This is a genomic window from Brevundimonas sp. FV1ps31S, assembly GCF_058681265.1.
On the sequence record NZ_CM178735.1, the window covers coordinates 1,866,594 to 1,886,206 of the forward strand.

16 protein-coding genes and 2 tRNA genes are annotated in these 19,613 nt (G+C 67.4%); 11 read left to right on the plus strand and 7 right to left on the minus strand.

Annotated elements, in window-relative coordinates:
* Positions 1-48: 48 nt before the first annotated feature.
* Complete coding sequence (locus ACVPT3_RS08825) at positions 49-2,799, minus strand: TonB-dependent receptor (protein ID WP_492043756.1); 2,751 nt, start codon at positions 2,797-2,799, stop codon at positions 49-51.
* Between the two features lie 257 nt (positions 2,800-3,056).
* Here ACVPT3_RS08825 and ACVPT3_RS08830 point away from each other — a divergent pair, with 257 nt between their 5' ends.
* From ACVPT3_RS08830 to nagA, 3 genes are read left to right on the plus strand one after another with little or no spacing between them, the layout of a single operon-like run.
* Positions 3,057-3,797 carry a GntR family transcriptional regulator gene (locus ACVPT3_RS08830; protein WP_492043757.1) on the plus strand — a complete coding sequence of 247 codons (741 nt, stop codon included), beginning with the start codon at positions 3,057-3,059 and terminating at the stop codon, positions 3,795-3,797.
* On the plus strand, positions 3,797-4,828 hold the full coding sequence (locus ACVPT3_RS08835; RefSeq protein WP_492043758.1) for an SIS domain-containing protein: 1,032 nt from the start codon (positions 3,797-3,799) through the stop codon (positions 4,826-4,828). Before ACVPT3_RS08830 ends, ACVPT3_RS08835 begins: the two co-directional genes overlap by 1 nt.
* A complete protein-coding gene (nagA, locus tag ACVPT3_RS08840; protein WP_492043759.1) occupies positions 4,828-5,967 on the plus strand; it encodes an N-acetylglucosamine-6-phosphate deacetylase in 1,140 nt (379 codons plus the stop codon). Before ACVPT3_RS08835 ends, nagA begins: the two co-directional genes overlap by 1 nt.
* A gap of 40 nt (positions 5,968-6,007) precedes the next feature.
* On the opposite strand, the gene bglX is transcribed toward nagA, so the two are convergent.
* Complete coding sequence (gene bglX, locus ACVPT3_RS08845; RefSeq protein ID WP_492043760.1) at positions 6,008-8,374, minus strand: beta-glucosidase BglX; 2,367 nt, start codon at positions 8,372-8,374, stop codon at positions 6,008-6,010.
* A 121-nt stretch (positions 8,375-8,495) separates the two neighbouring features.
* Here bglX and ACVPT3_RS08850 point away from each other — a divergent pair, with 121 nt between their 5' ends.
* On the plus strand, positions 8,496-9,791 hold the full coding sequence (locus ACVPT3_RS08850; protein WP_492043761.1) for an MFS transporter: 1,296 nt from the start codon (positions 8,496-8,498) through the stop codon (positions 9,789-9,791).
* Positions 9,792-10,272: 481 nt separating this feature from the next.
* Here the strand turns inward: ACVPT3_RS08850 and ACVPT3_RS08855 are convergent.
* Positions 10,273-10,346: transfer RNA gene (locus ACVPT3_RS08855), tRNA-Gln, on the minus strand.
* Positions 10,347-10,557: 211 nt separating this feature from the next.
* On the opposite strand from ACVPT3_RS08855, the gene ACVPT3_RS08860 reads away from it, so the two are divergent.
* A tRNA-Pro gene (locus tag ACVPT3_RS08860) sits at positions 10,558-10,634 on the plus strand.
* A gap of 168 nt (positions 10,635-10,802) precedes the next feature.
* Here the strand turns inward: ACVPT3_RS08860 and ilvC are convergent.
* Complete coding sequence (gene ilvC, locus ACVPT3_RS08865; RefSeq protein WP_492043762.1) at positions 10,803-11,837, minus strand: ketol-acid reductoisomerase; 1,035 nt, start codon at positions 11,835-11,837, stop codon at positions 10,803-10,805.
* Between ilvC and ACVPT3_RS08870 the strand changes: the two genes are divergently transcribed.
* Positions 11,836-12,378: a DUF924 family protein gene (locus ACVPT3_RS08870; RefSeq protein ID WP_492043763.1), complete on the plus strand. Its 543-nt coding sequence runs from the start codon at positions 11,836-11,838 to the stop codon at positions 12,376-12,378. The two genes, ilvC and ACVPT3_RS08870, sit on opposite strands and share 2 nt — an antisense overlap.
* Before the next feature lie 705 nt (positions 12,379-13,083).
* Positions 13,084-13,365: a hypothetical protein gene (locus tag ACVPT3_RS08875; RefSeq protein WP_492043764.1), complete on the plus strand. Its 282-nt coding sequence runs from the start codon at positions 13,084-13,086 to the stop codon at positions 13,363-13,365.
* Here the strand turns inward: ACVPT3_RS08875 and ACVPT3_RS08880 are convergent.
* The gene (locus ACVPT3_RS08880) at positions 13,349-14,149 is read right to left on the minus strand and encodes a class I SAM-dependent methyltransferase (RefSeq protein ID WP_492043765.1); all 801 of its coding nucleotides are present in this window, start codon (positions 14,147-14,149) and stop codon (positions 13,349-13,351) included. The genes ACVPT3_RS08875 and ACVPT3_RS08880 overlap by 17 nt on opposite strands.
* Positions 14,150-14,297: 148 nt before the next feature.
* Here ACVPT3_RS08880 and hemB point away from each other — a divergent pair, with 148 nt between their 5' ends.
* From hemB to ACVPT3_RS08900, 4 genes are read left to right on the plus strand one after another with little or no spacing between them, the layout of a single operon-like run.
* The gene (hemB, locus tag ACVPT3_RS08885; protein WP_492043766.1) at positions 14,298-15,296 is read left to right on the plus strand and encodes a porphobilinogen synthase; all 999 of its coding nucleotides are present in this window, start codon (positions 14,298-14,300) and stop codon (positions 15,294-15,296) included.
* Positions 15,296-15,865, plus strand: a complete 570-nt coding sequence (locus ACVPT3_RS08890) for a GNAT family N-acetyltransferase (RefSeq protein WP_492043767.1) — start codon at positions 15,296-15,298, stop codon at positions 15,863-15,865. Before hemB ends, ACVPT3_RS08890 begins: the two co-directional genes overlap by 1 nt.
* Before the next feature lie 39 nt (positions 15,866-15,904).
* Positions 15,905-16,258, plus strand: a complete 354-nt coding sequence (locus tag ACVPT3_RS08895; protein WP_492043768.1) for a hypothetical protein — start codon at positions 15,905-15,907, stop codon at positions 16,256-16,258.
* 52 nt (positions 16,259-16,310) lie between these two features.
* Positions 16,311-17,627 (plus strand): hypothetical protein, encoded by a 1,317-nt coding sequence (locus ACVPT3_RS08900; protein WP_492043769.1) that lies wholly within the window; start codon positions 16,311-16,313, stop codon positions 17,625-17,627.
* Between the two features lie 4 nt (positions 17,628-17,631).
* Here ACVPT3_RS08900 and ACVPT3_RS08905 read toward each other — a convergent pair whose 3' ends face one another.
* Complete coding sequence (locus tag ACVPT3_RS08905; protein WP_492043770.1) at positions 17,632-17,790, minus strand: hypothetical protein; 159 nt, start codon at positions 17,788-17,790, stop codon at positions 17,632-17,634.
* Between the two features lie 102 nt (positions 17,791-17,892).
* A complete protein-coding gene (gene pyrG, locus ACVPT3_RS08910; RefSeq protein WP_492043771.1) occupies positions 17,893-19,545 on the minus strand; it encodes a CTP synthase in 1,653 nt (550 codons plus the stop codon).
* Positions 19,546-19,613: the final 68 nt, after the last annotated feature.

Here is a 19,613-nt window from a genome sequence, read left to right on the forward strand (position 1 = left end):
GCAATCGGCTTTCGGGGACGACAGGATGCGCCGTCCCCGAATCATCGGTCAGAACTCGACGGCCAGGGTCGCCATCAGCTTGCGGCCCGTCCGGTAAACGCCCCGCGGCAGGGCCTCGGTATTGGCGTAGGCGTAGTATTCGCTGTCCGTCAGGTTCTGGCCGGACACCGTCAGGCTGACGCTGTCGTTGAAGCGATAACCGGCGGTGGCGTCCAGGGTGTCGACCTCCCGCACATAAAGGGAATCGCCGCGGTCCAGGCCGGTGAAATACTCAGACCGCCAAGTGTAGGTCATCCGTGCCGAGAAGGCGCCGCTCTCGTAGAAGGGGCTGATATTGACCTGATGCTTGGAGTTGAACGGCAGATCCTGGCCGTTTTCCGCCTCGCCATCGACCAGGGTGTAGTTGGCCAACATGCCGAAGCCGTAGGCATAGGTCTGCTGATAGGCGACGGACAGGCCTTTCAGCTCGGCCGAACCGGCATTGGTCGGACGGCTGATCTGATAGGTGGTGACGGCGTTCTGGGCCTGGTTGAAATGCTCCTCCGGCGCTGTGGCCTGCAGGATGTAGTTCGAGATGTCCTTGTAAAAGACCTCGGCCGACAGGATGGCCTCGGGCTGGAAATACCATTCCGCGGCCAGGTTCAGATTGGTCGACTCATACGGGTCCAGGTCAGGATTGCCGCCGCCGCCGTTCAGGATCTGGTCCGACAGCCAGAAATAGTTCGACATGTCCGCATAGTTCGGACGGGCGATCACCTTGGCCGCCGCCACGCGGACGATCAGGTCCTCGGCGGCGTTGAAGGCCAGGTTCAGGCTGGGCAGGACGTCGTCATACGCCTTGGTCGTGATGCTCCATTCCCAATCGGCCGCCGTCGTGCCACAGCCCGACGCCGTCTGGTTGACGCAGATATAGCCGCCGCTGTCAGACTCGGTGCGGACATAGCGCAGACCGATGTTGCCTCGGACCAGATCGTTCTGGAAGTTCGCCTGACCATAGAAGGCGTTGATCGTCTCCTGGACGTTCCAGTTCTGGGCCGTGAACTCGGCGTTGCCGAACACCGTCGGCACGGGCGCCGCCTGCCACGGACGGAGATAGTCGCCCGCCTCGATATAGTCGGCCAGGGCGTCGCCATCGATGCGGAAGCGGTTCTTCATCTGGGCGTTCACGCCGTCGAAGCCGTCCAGATAATTGCCCGGAACCTGGCTTGGATTGAACAGCGCAGCGCTGTCCGGCGCGCCATAGATCTGGACCGTGACGCCCGACATCTTCTGGTCGGTCTCGTGCTTGCGGTATTTGTAGCCGAACTGGATCCGGTCGAAGAAGCCGTCGCGGTCGAAGCCCAGGTCCAGCTGACCATAGCTTTCCTCGTCGGTCGTCGGCTTGGAGACGATATTGCCGCCCCAGCCGGCGTTGTAGCCGGTCGGGCCGACCGACGGATCGCCGCCGCCCCAACCCCCGTCGAACGAGAATTTGGAAGCGTTGCTCAGCACGTCGCCATTGGCCGGATCCGTATAGGTCAGGACGCCCGGCGAACCCGGCGCGCCGCGGAAGTCGACCTCGTAGTCGGCCCAGTTCAGGAACTCGCCGAACAGTTGCCGCTGGGTGCCGCCGTCAGCCTTCGAATAGCCGACGTCCCCCGACAGGTCCCAGCGTTCCCCGGTCCATTTGCCGTCCAGATGATAACTGTCCGTGGTCATCGCCGCTTCGCGATACTGGACGTCCAGCACGCTGAGCGCATTGTTGAAGGCGGCGTAGGTGATGACCCCGTCCTCGACCTCGATGTCGGTCAGGGCGCCCAGGCTGTTCCAGGTATTGCCCTGGAAGGCGAACAGCGACTGGTTGGTGTTGTCGTAGGTCGCATCGACGTGCAGCCAGTCGAAATTCAGGTCTAGTTGCTCGACCGGCCGCCACTGCAGAGCGACGGTATAGGTGTCGCGCTCGCGGGTCTGTTCGAAGAAATGGGTGCCGAACGAGTTCAGGCCGCGGGCCGTCGGATTGGCCAGCAGGGTTGCGGCGCAGTCGCCGACGCAGTTGCCGTTGGCGATGGCGTTGGCGCCCGGGTTTTCCGGATTGCCGCCGGCGTAGTAGCTGGCGGGAATGGTGCCATAGGCTTCCAGGCCGTCGCGGCGCAGCGTGTCCTTGGCGTGCTGGGCCGAAACCAGGACGCCGAAGGTGCGGTTCTCGTTGCGCCAGCCGCCCAGCAGCGAATACTGGACGTCGCCCTCTTCCGACCGGTCATTGTAGAGATAGGTCAGGGCGCCCGACAGGGTCGTGGCGTCCAGATCGAGCGGACGTCGGGTGATGACGTCGACCGTGCCGCCGATACTGCCTTCGTCAATGCGGGATTCCGGCGACTTGAACACCTCGACCCGGCCGACGATCTGCGGCGCCAGCAGGGCGTAGTTGAAGGTCCGGCCCGGCTGATCGAGGATGAACCAGTCCGCCGAGGCGACCGTCTGGCCGTTCAGCAGGGTGCGGTTCAGCGCGGGATCCGTCCCCAGGATCGAGACCTTCTCGCCCTGGCCGAAGGCGCGGTCGACAGTGACGCCGGGAATGATAGTGATGGCCTCGGCCACGTTGGAACTGGGGAATTTGCCCACGTCCTCGGCGGTGACGACGTCGATGATGGCGTCGGCGTTCCGCTTGGTGGTCAGCGATTGCTGCAGCGAGGCGCGAATACCGGTGACGACGACCTCATCGATTGTGGCGACCGGTTCGGCGGTCTGCGCGAACGCCTGGCCGGCGACCAGCGCGATTGCGCTGGCGGATCCGGCAAGCAAGGCAAGACGAATACTCATAGCGCCAGTTCTCCCCTCAATGGATCTGCCCCCGCAGACCCTGAAAAGCCCAATGCAAGACCAATATGGTCCATCCCACGGCCGCGAATGCTGGATTATGCCGCCGTTGACACGAGACTTTCATCAAACAATCGCACCACGCAAGACCAAAATGCGAATTGGGCCTATTCTTTTATCATATTGGTACTTGATTGGTCGCATGACATCGGTTCAGATGGGGTCAAGAAGCCCGCAGGACGGGTGATTGGAAGGGCGCAATGTCGTTTGTAGAAGCCATAGGCCCGCTGGACGCCCAGCGCCCGGCGCCGCTGTATCAGCAGCTTCAGCACGCGGTGCGCGAGGCGATCGAGCGCCATGCGCTCAGGCCGGACGAGGCCCTGCCGCCCGAGCGGGACCTGGCGCAGGACCTGTCGGTCTCGCGCATCACCATCAGAAAGGCCTTCGACGGTCTGGTCGCCGAGGGATTGCTGACCCGCCGTCAGGGCGCCGGCACCTTCGTCGCGGCGCGGGTCGAGAAGAATTTCTCCAAACTGACCTCCTTCTCCGAGGACATGGCCGCGCGAGGGCGCAAGCCGACCAGTTCCTGGCTGAACCGCAGCGAAGGCGCGGTGACGCCGGAGGAATCCCTGACCCTGGGCCTCAGCCCCGGCACCGCCGTCTATCGCTTCAACCGGATTCGCTACGCCGACGGCCTGCCCATGGCGCTGGAATATTCGACCATTCCCGCCGCCTGTCTGCCCAGTCTGGAGACGGTGGACACGTCGCTCTACCGCGCCCTGGCCGAGAACGGCTATCGGCCCAACCGCGCCCTTCAGCGTCTGCGCGCCGTCCTCTTCAACGGCGAACAGGCCGAACTTCTGGGCACGACGGCCGGCGCCGCCGGCCTGCTGATCGAACGCCGCGCCTTCCACAACGGCCAGGCGGTCGAGGTGACCCAGTCCTATTATCGCGGCGACGCCTACGACTTCGTCGCCGAACTGAACGACGGACCCGCCTGATGCGCGCCGAAGACACCCGCATGTTCGCCGAGGCCGCAGAGGCGCCCGCCGTGGTCCGCGCCCAGTTGCGTGACAACGCTGGAATCATAGCCGGGCTCGCCGACCATCTGCGCCGCCGCGCGCCGACGGCCGCCCTGATCTGCGGCCGGGGCAGTTCGGACAACGCCGGGGTCTTCGCCCGCTATCTGATCGAGTCCGAGACCGGGGTGCTGACCAGCCCCGCGCCCCTGGCGGTCAGTTCGGTCTATGGCCAGATCCCGCGTATTCTAGGAGGAATCTGCCTGGCCATTTCACAGTCGGGCAAGAGCCCCGATCTGGTCGCCGCCGCCTCGGCGGCCAAGGCGGGCGGCGCCTATGTGATCGCTTTGGTCAATGTCGAGGGCTCGCCTCTGTCCGCTGTCGCCGATGTGACCCTGCCGTTGCGCGCCGGCCCCGAACTGTCCGTCGCCGCGACCAAGAGCTTCATCGCCAGCCTGACCGCCGTGGCCCACCTCGTCGCCGAATGGACCGATGACGACGCCCTCCGCGCCGGCCTCGACGCCCTGCCGGACCAGATGGAGGCCGCCTGGCGCAAGGACTGGAGCGCGGCCCTTCCGGTGCTGAAATCCGCGACCAACCTCTATGTCGTCGGCCGGGGCGGCGGTTTCGGGATCGCCCGCGAGGCGGCCCTGAAGTTGAAGGAAACCTGCGGCCTCCATGCCGAGGCCTTCAGCACGGCCGAGGTGCGCCACGGCCCCATGGCCCTGGTTAAGACGGACTTTCCGGTTCTGATGCTGGCCCAGTCGGACGTGACCCGCGACGACGCCGAGGATCTGGCGACCGATTTCGCGGCGCGCGGCGCCCGGGTCTTCCTGTCGGGCCAGGCTGACGATCCGCACGTCACCCCCCTGCCCTCCACGGCCGGCCATCCGGCGCTGGAGCCGATCCTGCTGATCCAGAGCTTCTATGGCCTGGCCGCCCGGCTGTCGGTGGCGCGCGGTTTCGATCCCGACCGCCCGCCCTATCTCAACAAGGTGACCGAGACCGTCTGATGGCCGTCAAGTTGATCAACGGCCGTGTGCTGACCCCCGCAGGCCTGCGCGAAGATCTCTGCGTCGTCATCGACGGCGACCGCATCGTCGCGGTCGGCCCCGTCGACCGGACGCCGGACGGCGAGATCCAGGATCTGGACGGACACATCCTGGTGCCCGGCTTCATCGACACCCAGGTCAACGGCGGCGGCGGCGTCCTGTTCAATGACGATCCCAGCGTCGATTGCATCGCGACGATCGGCGCCGCCCACCGCCGGTTCGGCACGACCGGCTTCCTGCCGACGCTGATCAGCGACGATCTGGACGTGATCGACCGGGCCATCGACGCAGTGGAGGCCGCGATCGCCCAGGGCGTGCCCGGCGTCCTGGGCATCCACATCGAAGGCCCGTTCCTGAACGTGCGCCGCAAGGGGATTCACGACGCGTCCAAGTTCCGCCAACTGCAGGACGACCAGGTCGAACGCCTGACGCGGTTGAAGGGCGGCCGCACCCTGATCACCCTCGCACCGGAGATGACGACGCCGGAGATGATCCGCCGACTGGTCGCCGCCGGCGCCATAGTGTCGGCCGGACATACGGACGCGGACTACGCCACGATGCGGACCGCGTTCGACGCCGGTCTCAGCGGCGTCACCCACCTGTTCAACGCCATGTCCCAGTTGAACAACCGCGCGCCCGGCGTCGTCGGCGCCGCATTGGAAAATCAGCAGGCGTGGTGCGGCGTCATCGTCGACGGCCACCATGTCGACCCCGTGGTCCTGAAACTGGCCTTGCGCTGCCGGCCGGCCGATCGGTTCATGCTGGTGACGGACGCCATGCCCAGCCTCGGCGGGACGGCCGATCATTTCTACCTGCAGGGACGGCGAATCGCGGTCATCGACGGGGTCTGCAGGGACGAGAACGGCGTGCTCGCCGGCTCCGATCTGGACATGGCGTCGGCGGTTCGGAACGCCGTCTCAATGCTAGGGCTCGACCTGAACACGGCCGTCCAGATGGCGGCGTCCGCGCCCGCGGCGTTTCTGGGTCTGGACGATCGTCTCGGCGCCATTATCCCCGGCGCGATTGCGGACCTTGTGCGCCTCGATCCGGAAACGGCCGTGGTGTCGACCTGGATCCGCGGCGAGCGATCCCTGGCTTAGGCCGGCCGTGGAGGCGGCTTCGCCCTCGCGACCTGCAGGCTCAAGACACAGGCTCCTCGAAGGACCGGGTGAGGATTGCGGCGGCGGGGACGTCGCTCACGCCGTCGGCGGTGATGGTGAAGGCGGCCCGCGCCCGGATGTCGGCCGACGACGCACCGACCATGACCTGGATCTCGCCAGACTGGATGCGCCACCGCCCGCCTTCCCCGTTCCAGAACGCGACCTGGGCCGGGGTCAGGATGAAGCGGATGCGCTTGGCTTGGCCCGGACGGAAGGCGACACGACGAAAACCGCGCAGTTCCTCCACCGGTCGGGAGACAGCGGCGACCGGATCACGAACATAGAGCTGGATCACTTCGTCGGCAGCCACGTCCGACACGTTGCGAACCGTCACACTGACCTCGACATGGCCGTCTGGGCCGACCTCGGTCTGGCTCAGTCTCAGGTCGGCGTAGTCGAACTCAGCGTAGCTGAGGCCGTGGCCGAAGGCGAACAGGGGCGTGATCGGCTGGTCGCGATAACGGGCGGTGTCGCGCGTCAGATCCTCGGCGGCCGGTCGGCCGGTCGGCAGGTGGGCGTAGGTAAGGGGCGCAGCGCCGCTGGCGCGCGGGAAGCTGATCGGCAGGCGACCGCCCGGCGAGACGCGGCCGGTCAGGACGTCGGCGATCGCCGGGCCGGATTCGACGCCCAGGAACCAGGTCTCCACGATCGCCGGGGCGCGGCGAGCCAGCTCGGGGATGGCCAGGGGCCGCCCGTTCATCAGAAGCACCACGACCGGCTTGCCCGTGTCGAGCACAGCAGCGGCCAGCGTCTCCTGCGCAGCGCTGAGGCCGATGTCGGTATAGCTGCGGGCCTCGCCCGACCGGTCGAAATGCTCGCCGACCACCAGCAGGACCAGGTCCGACGCCTTCGCCGCCTCGACCGCCTCGGCCAGGGCCTGGGCGTCCGAAATCTCGTGCACGGCTTGCGCCCCTTCGCCGGCGGCGGTGACGGCGATCGCCTGGGCGGCTTCTGAACGATAGCCCTGGGCGTAGGTGATGGTCGTCTGGGGCAGGGCTTCGCGCAGGGCGGGGATCAGCGGTCGGACATCCTCGACCTTCCCCTGGGCGCGCCAGCTGCCGAGCGAGGAGTTGGCGTCCTCGGCCAGGGCGCCGATCACGGCGATGCGTCGGGCGGAGGCGGCGAGCGGCAGCAGGTCGCCGTCGTTCTTCAGCAGGACGATGGACCGGCGGGCCGCCTCGCGCGCCAGGTCGCGATGCGCCGGGGTCAGCATGGCCTCGGCCTCGCGGGCCGGATCCGAACGGCCATAGGGATCGTCGAATAGGCCCAGTCGCTCCTTGGCCGTCAGCACCGCCCCGACCGCCTGGTCGAGCAGCGGCAGCAGGGTCGGATCGGCCTCGATCGCCCCTTTCAGCTGGGCGGAATACAGGCCGCCCGCCATGTCCATGTCGATCCCCCCGCGCAGGGCCAGGGCGCCGGCCTCCTGCGGCGTGCCGGCGACAGCGTGGTTGAGCAGTTCGGGGATCGCGTTCCAGTCGCTGACGATCAGGCCGTCATAGTTCCACTGGTCCCGCAGCAGGCCGCGCACCAGGGCCGGATGGGCCGTCAGCGGCACGCCGGCGATGTCGTTGAAAGCGGTCATCATCGATCCCGCGCCTGCCTGGGCCGAGGCGTGGAAGGGCGGCAGATAGACTTCGTGCAGGGTGCGGTCGGAAATGTCGGCGCTGTCGTAATCGCGACCGCCCTGAGCCGCGCCATAGCCGACGAAATGTTTGGCGGTGGCCAGGATCGAGGCGGGGTCGGCCAGGGACGCGCCCTGATAGCCCTGCACCTGGGCCGTCGCCAGGACCGAGCCGAGATACGGGTCTTCGCCCGCCCCCTCGACCACACGGCCCCAGCGGGCGTCACGCGCGATGTCGACCATGGGCGAGAAGGTCCAGTTCAGGCCGGCGGCCGTCGCCTCGACCGCCGCCACATGCGCCGTCTGCTGAACCAGGGGCGGATCCCAGCTCGCCGACAGGGCCAGGGGCACGGGGAACAGGGTCTTGTAGCCGTGCACCACATCCATGCCGAACAGAAGCGGCACGCCCAGTCGCGACTCCTCGACCGCGATCCGTTGCAGTTCACCGATCTGGGCCGCGCCGGCGACGTGCAGGAAGGAGCCGATTTCGCCCCGCCGCACCCGCTCCAAGGCCACAGCGTCCAGCCGCGAGTTCAGGGCGCGCTGGCGCCCGCCGGGGACCTGGTTCAGCTGGCCGATCTTTTCTTCCAGCGTCATGCGGCCCAGCAGGTCGCGGACGCGCTGGGACGGCCCATCGACGGCCTGGGCGACCGCCGTGCTCGCTGCGGAGAGAATCAGCCAGACCATACCGGCGGTCAGAGCGATGCAGAGCCGTTTCAGAACCATGGCGAAATCTCTGATAGCGTTCTCAACAAGTGTCGATTACCCCTAAGCCATGGTTTGATCGTCGCAAAGCCCGCACCGCAAGGTGCCGAGAAAGCGGGAGGCGACGACGGGGGATAGATCGATGACGCAGTCCATTGGCCAATCGACGTTGCGACGGATCACGGCGCGACTGATGCCGCTGTTCTGCCTGATGTATCTGATCGCCTATATCGACCGGCAAAACGTCTCCTACGCCAAGCTCCAGATGGCGGACGCCCTGGGGATGAGCGAGGCGGTCTATGGCCTCGGCGCCGGCCTGTTCTTCATCGGCTATTTCCTGTTCGAGGCGCCGGCCAATCTGGTGCTGGCCAAGGTCGGCGCCCGGGTCTGGTTCACCCGCATCATGGCCACCTGGGGCCTGATCACCGTCGCCCTGGGTTTCACCAGCAACCCCGTGATGTTCTACGTGCTGCGTTTCCTGCTGGGCGCGGCCGAGGCCGGCTTCTTTCCGGGCGTCCTCTATGTGCTGACCCTTTGGTATCCCCAGGCCCACCGGGGACGGATGATCGGCGCCTTCATGATCGCCAGCGCCGTCGCCAATGCGGTCGGCGCCCTGGTCGGCGGCGCACTGCTGGATATGGACGGGCTTTTCGGTTTGGCGGGCTGGCAGTGGGTCTTCATCGCCACGGGCGTCCCGGCCGTGCTGCTGGCCCCGTATGTGCTGTGGCGTCTGCCGAACGGCCCGGGCTCGGCGCCGTGGCTTGCGCCCGAGCAGAAGACCTGGATTCAGCGCGTGTTGCAGGATGAAGCGGACGCCAGCCCCGATCCCGGACACGTCTCGCCGTGGCGGGCCATGCTGGATCCCAGGGTGCTGCTGTTGGCCCTGATGTACGTCGGCTTTCCGCTGGCGGCCTATGGCCTCAGCTACTGGCTGCCCACTGTGGTCCAGGGATTCGGCGTGTCCAACACCATCAACGGCATGCTGAACGTCATCCCCTGGATCCTGGTCGGCCTGGCCCTGTGGTGGCTGCCGCGTCACGCCGCTCGCGTGGGCGCCGGCGCCTGGCATATCGCGGGCCCCGCTCTGGTTGGCGCGGCATGCCTGGTGCTCAGCGTCATTGCCCCGGGCGCGGTGGCCAAGTTCGCCCTGCTGTGTATCGCCGCTCCGGCGATCTTCGCCGCCCAGCCCGTGTTTTGGAGCCTGCCGCCGACCTTCCTGCGCGGCGCGGGCGCGGCCGCTGGCATCGCCGCGATCAACTCGATCGGCAATCTCGGAGGCTTCATCGCCCAGACCGTCGTCCCCGCAATCAAACAGGCCACCGGCAGCGACATCCTGCCGATGCTTTTCCCAGCGCTGTGTCTGACGATCGCGGCGGGTCTCGTCTTCGTCGTCCTGCCTCAACTGTCACGGGGCCCTGTTCGCGATGCAGGGGCCTGATGGCGCGCTCTCAAAGAGCTTTTGCGTCCACGCTGTCGATACCCGCCCTTCCCAAGACGCCGCTCCGCCAGACACGGTCATTCGGTGATGTCGCAGGCCGGATGGAGTGAACACCCGAGTAAAAGACTCTTCCAGCATTCCGCACCCTGCCCATCCGGCGGGAGCTTCAGCCCCTCAGACCTTCAGCGCGAGAAGAAGTTCCTTGGCGAGAGGCCCGGCCGACGCCGGTTTCTGTCCGGTGATCAGCGACCGTCGACGACCACATGAGGCTGCCAGTTGTCGGCTGAGGAGTAGTCTGCGCCTTCGGCGGCAAGAGCGCAGACGATGTCCGGGCATAGCCGGAGACATCGTCGGCCGGGCGGTGATGAAATTCTAGGGATCCCGACCAGGATGGCGGGCGACCTGTCCTGAATCGGACACCGACCGGGCGGGCTCGACGCCCGCGAGCGGCTGAAAGAGGCTCAAATCCAGGGAGGGCGGATGGCTGGGGAACTAGGACTCGAACCTAGAATGACGGTACCAAAAACCGGAGTGTTACCATTACACCATTCCCCAGCAGGTCCGGCGACCGCTGCGCTCTCGCGCGGCGGAGGCGGTCAGATAGGCCAAACCGTTTTCGGATGCAACACCCTCTTTCAGGACTATTTTCGCCCCGTGCAAAGCCCCGTGCAAAGAAGGTGGAAATGGGTGCTTGCGGGGTCCGAAACCCATGGCTATAAGCCGCGTCCTCACTTCGGGGCGACGCCGCCAGGCCAGCCCCCACGGTCGGAGTGTGGCTCAGCCTGGTAGAGCACTGCGTTCGGGACGCAGGGGTCGGAGGTTCGAATCCTCTCACTCCGACCATCTTCTCTTTCTAAAATTCCATATGATCGTCACCCTCGGGCTCGACCCGAGGGCCGGGCCGTCCGCCGCATTGCGTCAATGAGGACGCACAGCCCGATCCGCATCCGATCCTCGGATCAAGCCCGAGGATGACGTAGCCTCAAGGCAGAAGCCTCGCGCGGCCAGACGTCAGTCGTCGTTCGCCGCCGTCTCGCGCGCCAGGCGCGCCACCTCGTTCAGATGCGCCCCCACCGCCTCGATCGGCCGCCGCCCCAGGGCCCCGCGCCGCGCCAGCAGGTCGGGCGAGCCCGCGTCGTAGTCCGCCATCAAGGCCCGCACGAAGCCCCCGCCCTGCACCTCGGCCAACACCTGGTCCATAGCCGCGCGCGAGGCGGCGTTGATGATGCGCGGCCCGGTCAGATAGGCGCCGTATTCCGCCGTGTTGGAAATCTTGGCGAAGGCGCCGGCGATGCCGCGCTCGTACATCAGGTCGGTGACCAGCTTGGCCTCATAGAAACACTCGAACCAGGCCACCTCGGGCGGATAGCCGGCCTCGACCAGTTTCATGAAGGCCGAATCGATCAGTTCGGCGATCCCGCCGCACAGCACCACCTGTTCGCCGAACAGATCGCTCTCGCACTCGTCCCTCATCGTCGTCTCCAAGATGCCCTTGCGTCCGCACCCCAGGGCCGCCGCATAGGACAGGCCCAGGGCGTGGGCCCCGCCCGTCGCGTCCTGATGCACCCCGAACAGGCAGAAGACCCCCTCCCCGGCCTCGTACAGGTCGCGGATGCGCGGTCCGATCCCCTTGGGAGAGGCCAGGATGACGTCCAGATCGGCGCGGGGCTCCACCAGGCCGAACCGCACCGACAGGCCGTGGGCGAAGACCAGGGCCGCCCCCGGCCGCACATTCGGCGCCAGTTCGTCGCGCCACAGGTCGCGGTGCGCCTCGTCCGAGGTCATGACGGCGACGACATCCGCGCCCGCCGCCGCCTCGCCCGCAGTCATCACGGCGAATCCGTCGGCCTTGGCCCGTTCCCGCGTCTTCGACCCGGCCTTCAGGCCCACGACGATGTCGGTCACGCCCGAATCGCGCAGGTTCAGCGCATGGGTCCGTCCCTGGCTGCCGTAGCCGATCATGGCCACCCGCTTGCCCCGAATGATCGAAAGGTCGCAGTCGCGGTCATGGAAAACGGGCAACGGATTGGCTAGGATCTGGCTCATGACCGCCTTCATAGCCCCATCCGACGTCGTCGCCTTCTGGAAAGAGGCCGGTCCAGAAAAGTGGTTCGCCAAGGACGAGGCCTTCGACGCCGAGTTTCGCGACCGGGGCCATGATCTGCACTGGTCGGCCGCCCGGCGCGAACACGACGACTGGATCGAAACGGCCGAATCCGCCCTCGCCCTTCTGATCCTGCTTGACCAGTATCCGAGGAACAGTTTCCGCGGCACGGCCCATCAGTTCGCCACTGATCCCCTGGCCCTGATGTTCGCGAACCAGGCCGTGGCGCGCGGCCACCATCTCCAGGTCGCGCCCGAGCTGAAGAATTTCCTTCTCCTCCCCTTCGAACATTCCGAACGGCTCGAGGATCAGGACCGCTACATGGCCCTAATCGCCGGCGATGCCGAGCTGGAGAAATGGGGCCGCCTCCACCGCGACATCATCCTCCGCTTCGGCCGCTTCCCCCACCGCAACCTCGCCCTGGGCCGCACCACCACGCCCGAGGAACAGACCTTCCTCGACGACGGCGGCTTCGGCGGCTGACGTCTCACCTCCCCGTTCGCGAAGGCGAACGGGGAGGACAGGCGGGAGCGTCAGCGAACGCCAGGAGGGGGCGACTCGGTGTCAGACGCTGCCGTGGTCATCCCCACCGTCTGAGTCGCCCCCGCCTGGTCGCAAGCGCGACCTGTCCTCCCCCCCCCCCCCGCGCCTTCGCGCGCGGAGAGGTGGGTCAGCGCGCACAATGACGCTGGTCCACTTCCAACGATTTCAACGACCTAAAAGAATCTCGCCCCGACTTCCTCGCCCTACCCGCCGGCGCCCATATGCTCCGCTCATCCCCGCCGATGGGGAGGGCGTCGGATCCAACGCCCTGACGGCGGCGGGGCTGTGGTCGAGCGATGAAGCCGGTGGGGAGGAGACCGCCGGGGTCCCTAGGGACGGCGATGGATGCCGCCTCCTGCTCGCCGCACGCCTAGGAAAGCGGGCCGCTGTCGACTCTCGTCGGCATGTCCGCCCCGGCGAAGCCGTCGCAAGACGGCCCGCCGATCCGGCAAGGCTCTAAAAAGAGGGCCGCCAGCCGGAGTGCGTGTGGAAAACGACCGCGTGGGACGACGACTGCGCCGAAACGGTAATTAAAACTCCAAACCCCGGGTGCAGACCCGGCGTCCCACGCCCTCCCCGAACTTCGCTGGCTTGCCGCGAAGCCGAAGCCAATTCACCCGAACCCCAAACCCGAGAAAGCCCCCGATGCGTCCTCGCCGTCCCGCCCGCGCCCGCCAAGACCAGTTGTTCGCCTACGCCCTTCAGCGACACCGGCTGGAACTGATCGCCTCGGGCCGCGCCGAACCCCTGACCGAGCGCGAACACCTGTTCCTGGGGCAGGTCCAGGCCCGCCGTCGCCCGGCCTATGCCGACTATATTGTCCCCGGGCCCCTTCTTCGGGCCGAGGCCCGCGCCCTTCGGGTTGAGCGGGAGGCCCGCGCCGCCGTGGAGGAGACGCCGCGTGACGGCCTCAGCCCGGCTTTCTGAAGCGATAGACGAACTGGTCGGTCTTGCCGCGAATGGCTGCGTCGAAGACGTTCAGGCTGTGGTCGTCGGCCGGATTGGCCACGGCCGCGCTTTCGCCTTCGAAGACGAAGCCCGCCGCCTCGACCTCGCGCTTCAGATAGTCGCCTTCAATCCGGTGCAGGGTCTGGACCGCCGAGATCCCGGTCCCCGCCGCCGCCTGGTGGTCGATCAGGATATAGCGGCCGCCGGGCTTCAGGGCCGCGAACACCGCCGCGTTCATCCGGGCCACGTCGGTGTTGAAACCGGGGATGTGGAAGTCGTGATATTCCTGGCTCATGAAGACCATGTCCAGCGGCTCAGCATAGGTCATGGCGTCCAGCAGGCCGTTGACCCGCGTCACATTGGGATAGGCCGCGACCAGGGCGTCGGCCATCGGGTTCTCCCGCGCCATGGTCCGCTCGGGCACGAAGGCGTAGACCCGCCCCGTCGGCCCGACCACGTCCGAGAACAGGCGGGTGAAATAGCCGGCGCCGGGCCGCACATCGGCCACCTTGTCGCCGGGCGCCAGTTGGGCGAAGGCCAGGATCTCGGCCGGATGACGCAGCGGATCGCGCGCCACTTCTTCCGCCGGACGTTTGGGGTCGGCGACCGCATCCGTATAGAGCGAGACATAGGAAGGCGCGGCGGGGGCTGCGCTGTCCACGACCACCGTCCGCTCGCCGCCCTCCGACGCGATGATGATGCAGCCGGACAGTCCCGCCGCCAGGGCCAGAACCGCCGCGCCCGCCGCAAATCGCTTCATCATCGCCGTCTCCCTCAGTTTCGTTGCGATAGGCTCGCATTTCGTCGATCCGCGCAAGCCGGTATCACGTTCGAAATGATCGGAAGCCTCATGCGATTTGCGCCCCGCCCCCGGCGGCGCTAGTCCGGCGACAGATTTTCAAGGTCCCGCCATGCTTCCCTACCAGCCCGCCCCCTTCCCGCTCGCCCGTCCCCGTCGTCTGCGCGCCAGTCCCTGGGTCCGCCGTCTGGTCGCCGAGACCGTCCTGACCCCGGCCGATCTGATCTGGCCCCTGATCGTCCACGACGGGGCCGAGGACCGCGTGCCCGTCGCCTCCATGCCGGGCGTCTTCCGCCTGTCGCCCAAGGCGGCGGCGGCGGCGGCGGTCGAGGCGCGCGACCTGGGCATTCCGATGCTCGCCCTCTTCCCCAATGTGGACGGCGCCATCAAGGACGCGGGCGGCACCGGCGCCACCGATCCCGACGGCCTGATCCCCGACTGTATCAAGGCCATCAAGGACGCCGCGCCGGAGATCGGAGTCATGACCGACGTGGCGCTCGACTGCTACACCGACCACGGCCATGACGGCGTCATGGAGGGCGACCGGATCGTCAACGACGCCAGCCTGGACCGCCTCGCCGAACAGGCCTTCATCCACGCCCACGCCGGCGCCGACGTGGTCGCCCCCTCCGACATGATGGACGGCCGCATCCAGGCGGTGCGCGAGGCGCTGGAGGCCAACGGCTTCCACGACACCCTGATCCTGTCCTATGCGGCCAAGTTCGCCTCGGCCTTCTACGGCCCTTACCGCGACGCCGTCGGCTCCTCGACCGCGCTGAAGGGCGACAAGAAGACCTATCAGATGGACTACGCCAACTCGGACGAGGCCCTGAAGGAGGTCGCCATGGACCTGTCGGAAGGCGCCGACGCGGTCATGGTCAAGCCGGGCATGCCCTATCTCGACATCGTGCGGCGCGTGTCCGAAACCTTCCGCGTCCCGACCTTCGCCTATCAGGTGTCGGGCGAGTACGCGATGATGCAGGCCTCGATCGCCAACGGCTGGCTGGACCACGACCGCGCCGTTCTGGAGACCCTGCACGGGTTCAAGCGGGCCGGCTGCGCGGGCGTCCTGACCTATTTCGCGCCCCAGGCCGCGCGGCTGCTGGGCTGATGCGGCCTGACGTCCTGATCCGCGAGGCGACGCCGGCCGACATGGCGGCGATCACCGCCATCTATGCCGAAAGCGTCGCCAACGGACGCGGCACCTTCGAGCTGGAGCCGCCGGACGAGATCGAGATGACGGCCCGGTTCGCGGCGGTCCAGGCCCTGGGCCTGCCCCGGCTGGTCGCCGAAATCGACGGCGCCGTGGCCGGCTACGCCTACGCCGGCCCGTTCCGCACCCGCCAAGCCTACCGCTACATGGTCGAGGACTCGATCTATGTCGCGCCCGAGGCCCGCGGCCGCGGCGTCGCCGGCGCCCTGCTCGACGCCCTGATCCTCGCTTGCGAAGCCCTGGGCCTGCGCCAGATGGTCGCCGTGATCGGCGATTCCGACAACGCCGGCTCCATCGCCCTGCACCGCGCCCGCGGCTTCGCCGACGCCGGGGTCTTCAAGGCGGCCGGCTGGAAACACGACGACTGGCGCGACGTCGTCTTCATGCAACGCGAACTGGGTCCGGGCGGCGCGGTCCCTCCCGACGCGCCGGGCCTGCCCCTGATCGACAAGAAGCCCGTCCGATGATCCATTGCCGCGCCCCGCGCCCGCCCCTATCCTGACCCTGTGAAGATCGTCTCGTCCCTTCTGCTGCTGATCGGCGCCCTGGCGGTGCTGACCCTGGGCGCCGTCGGCGTCTCGGCGTCGCCCGCCATGGCCGAGGCGCCCTGCCACGAGACGAGCACCGAGGCCCGCCCTGACACCCGTCACGCCGCGCCGGACCAGACGCCCGCTCACCAGAACAAGGCGATGAAGGCCATGGCCTGTTGCGCCGCCTGCGTCACGGCCCCGGCGCTGGAGCCCGTTTCCCGTCCCGGCCCGACCGTCGCCCCGGCTCGCCTCACCGCCCCTCTGTTCGATCTGCCCACAGGCCGCCTGCTCTCGCCTGAACCCGGCCCGCCCCGCTTCCTGATCGCCTGAACTCCCGCGCCCCTCGCGGCGCCCTCAGTCACGATCATTCAAGGAGGCCATCATGGCTCCCCATAGGCTTGTCGGCGCCCTCGCCGGCGTCTCCCTGCTCGCCCTCGCTCAGGCGGCGACGGCGCAGGACCATTCCCACCACCAGGCGGAGCCGGCCGCCGATCCTCACGCCGGCCACAACATGGCCGACATGCCCCACATCATGACCAGCCCCTACGGCGCCTGGCCCATGAGCCGCGACGCCTCGGGCACCAGCTGGCAGCCCGATTCCGGCGAACACGCCGGCATCCACACCGTCCGGGGCGACTGGACGGTCATGACCCACGCCCTGCTGAACCTGACCTACGACACCCAGTCCGGCCCGCGCGGCGGCGACAAGACCTTCGTCTCGGGCATGTTGATGACGACGGCCCGCCGCGACCTAGACGACGGTTCGACCCTGAACCTGCGCGCCATGCTCAGCCCCGACCCCCTGATGGGCAAGTCCGGCTATCCGCTGCTGCTGGCCGCCGGCGAGACGGCGAACGGCGTCGATCCCCTGGTCGATCGCCAGCACCCGCATGACTTCTTCATGGAGCTGTCGGCGAGCTATTCGAAACGCCTGTCCGACAAGGACAGCCTGTACGGCTATATCGGCCTGCCCGGCGAACCCGCCTTCGGTCCGCCCGCCTTCATGCACCGGATGAGCGCGATGGACAGTCCCGAGGCGCCCATCACCCACCACTGGCTGGACTCGACCCATATCGTCTTCGGCGTCACCACCCTGGGCTGGGCCCACGAGCGGTTCAAGATCGAGACCTCGGCCTTCAAGGGCCGCGAGCCGGACGAGGAACGCTGGGGCATAGATGCGCCGAAACTGGACAGCTGGTCGGTGCGGGGCTCGTGGAACCCGACGGCCGACTGGTCCCTCCAGGCCTCCTACGCCGATGTCTCGGCCCCGGAACAGCTGGAGCCAGACGAGGACGAGACCAAATGGTCGGCCAGCGCCATCCACACCCGCCGGCTGGGCGAGACCGGCTGGTGGTCCTCGACCCTGGCCTGGGGCCGCAAGACCAATAGCCACGACGAGTCCAAGGACGGCTGGCTGCTGGAATCCGCCGTCCATCCGAACGACCGCTGGACCGTCTTCGCCCGCGCCGAACGGATCGAGACCGACGAACTGGTCCCCGGCGACCACGGCGGCCACGGCGACCTCTACACGGTCGGAAAGGCGTCTCTGGGCGCCGTCCGCGACTGGCGGATCGCCCCCCGCGTCCGCTTCGGCCTCGGCGCCCTCTACGCGATGAACCGCGTGCCGGACGCGCTGGAGCCGGTCTACGGCGGCGATCCGGACGGCGGAATGATCTTCATGCGCCTGAAGATCGATTGACCGCTCAGGCCCGCTCGGCCTCCACCGAGTGGGCCGACGGCGCCTCCAGGCTGCGGGCCAGCTCATAGCCGACCACCGCCATGCCGAAGACCAGCCCCAGGCCGCCGGCGATCAGCACCAGGCGGACATGCCGGTGCAGGTGATAAAGCAAGGCGCCGATCATCGACGGTCCATCCTGTCGGATCGTCCCATTTCGATCCGTTCCAGGCCTTTGTACTGCAAAACCGACACCGAACGGAATCGCAGGTCCGTGAACACGGATTGATCAGACCAGGCGGCTCTGCACCACGGCCGCCTCGATGAAGCTGGCGAACAGCGGGTGCGGCGCAAAGGGCCGGCTCTTCAGCTCGGGATGGTACTGGACGCCGATGAACCAGGGATGGTCCGGCCGCTCCACCGTCTCGGGCAGGACGCCGTCAGGCGACAGGCCGGCGAACACCAGGCCCGCCTTGGCCTCGATCGCCTCGCGATAGTTGATATTGACCTCATAGCGGTGGCGATGCCGCTCGCTGATGGCGGTGGAGCCGTAGATCTCCGCGATCCTGGACCCTTCGGCCAGGGTCGAATCATAGGCGCCCAACCGCATGGTGCCGCCCAGATCGCCGCCCTGCTGGCGCAGGACCCGCTGATTGCCCTGGGTCCATTCGGTCATCAGGCCCACGACCGGCTCGGCCGTCGGCCCGAATTCGGTTGACGAGGCCTTGGGATAGCCGGCCAGGTTCCGCGCCGCCTCGATCACCGCCATCTGCATCCCGAAACAGATGCCGAAATAGGGGATGTTGCGCTCACGGGCGAACCGCGCCGCCTCGATCTTGCCTTCCGAGCCGCGCTCGCCGAAGCCGCCGGGCACCAGGACGGCGTGGGCGCCCTGCAGACGCTCCTCGCAAGCCTCGGGGTCGCCCTCGAAGGTGTCGGCCTCGACCCAGTCGATATTGACCTTAACGTTATTGGCCACCCCGCCGTGGTGCAGGGCCTCGATCAGGGATTTGTAGGCGTCCTTCAGCACCGTGTACTTGCCGACCACCGCGATGGTGACCTCGCCGTCCGGGTGCAGCCGGCGGCGCGCGATCTCCTGCCAGAGCGTCAGATCGGGCTCGGGCGCGTCCTCGATGCCGAAATGGTCCAGGACTTCCCGGTCCAGCCCCTCGCGGTGATAGTCCAGCGGCACGGCGTAAATGTCCGCCGAGTCCATCGCCTGAATGACGCCGCTTTCACGGACGTTGCAGAACTGGCCGATCTTGCGCTTTTCCTCGGCCGGGATCGGCTGCTCGCAACGGCACAGCAGGATGTCCGGCTGGATGCCGATCGAGCGCAGTTCCTTGACCGAGTGCTGGGTCGGCTTGGTCTTCATCTCGCCGGCCGTCTTGATGAAGGGCAGCAGGGTCAGATGGACGAAGCACGAGCGGCCGCGCGGCAGGTCCTGACCCAGCTGGCGGATGGCCTCAAAGAAGGGAAGCCCCTCGATGTCGCCGACCGTGCCGCCGATCTCGACCAGGACGAAATCGACGTCCTCGCCCGCGTCGGTCAGGGCCGGGGTCAGGCAGAAGGCCTTGATCTGGTCGGTGACGTGCGGAATGACCTGGACGGTGGCGCCCAGATAGTCGCCGCGGCGCTCCTTCTCCAGGATGGTCGAATAGATACGGCCGGTGGTGATATTGTCGGACTTGGCCGCCGAAACGCCAGTGAACCGCTCATAGTGGCCCAGGTCCAGGTCGGTCTCGGCGCCGTCGTCGGTCACAAAGACCTCGCCGTGCTGGTATGGGCTCATCGTCCCCGGATCGACGTTCAGATAGGGGTCGAGCTTGCGCAGGCGGACCTTGTAGCCGCGCGCCTGCAGAAGAGCGCCGAGAGCGGCGGAGGCGAGGCCTTTTCCTAGCGAGGAAACCACGCCGCCGGTGATGAACACATAGCGAGCCATGGGCGGACACCTTACTCCATGATTCGCGAACGGCGCATCGACCGCTGCGAATCGAACTGTTGATCAAA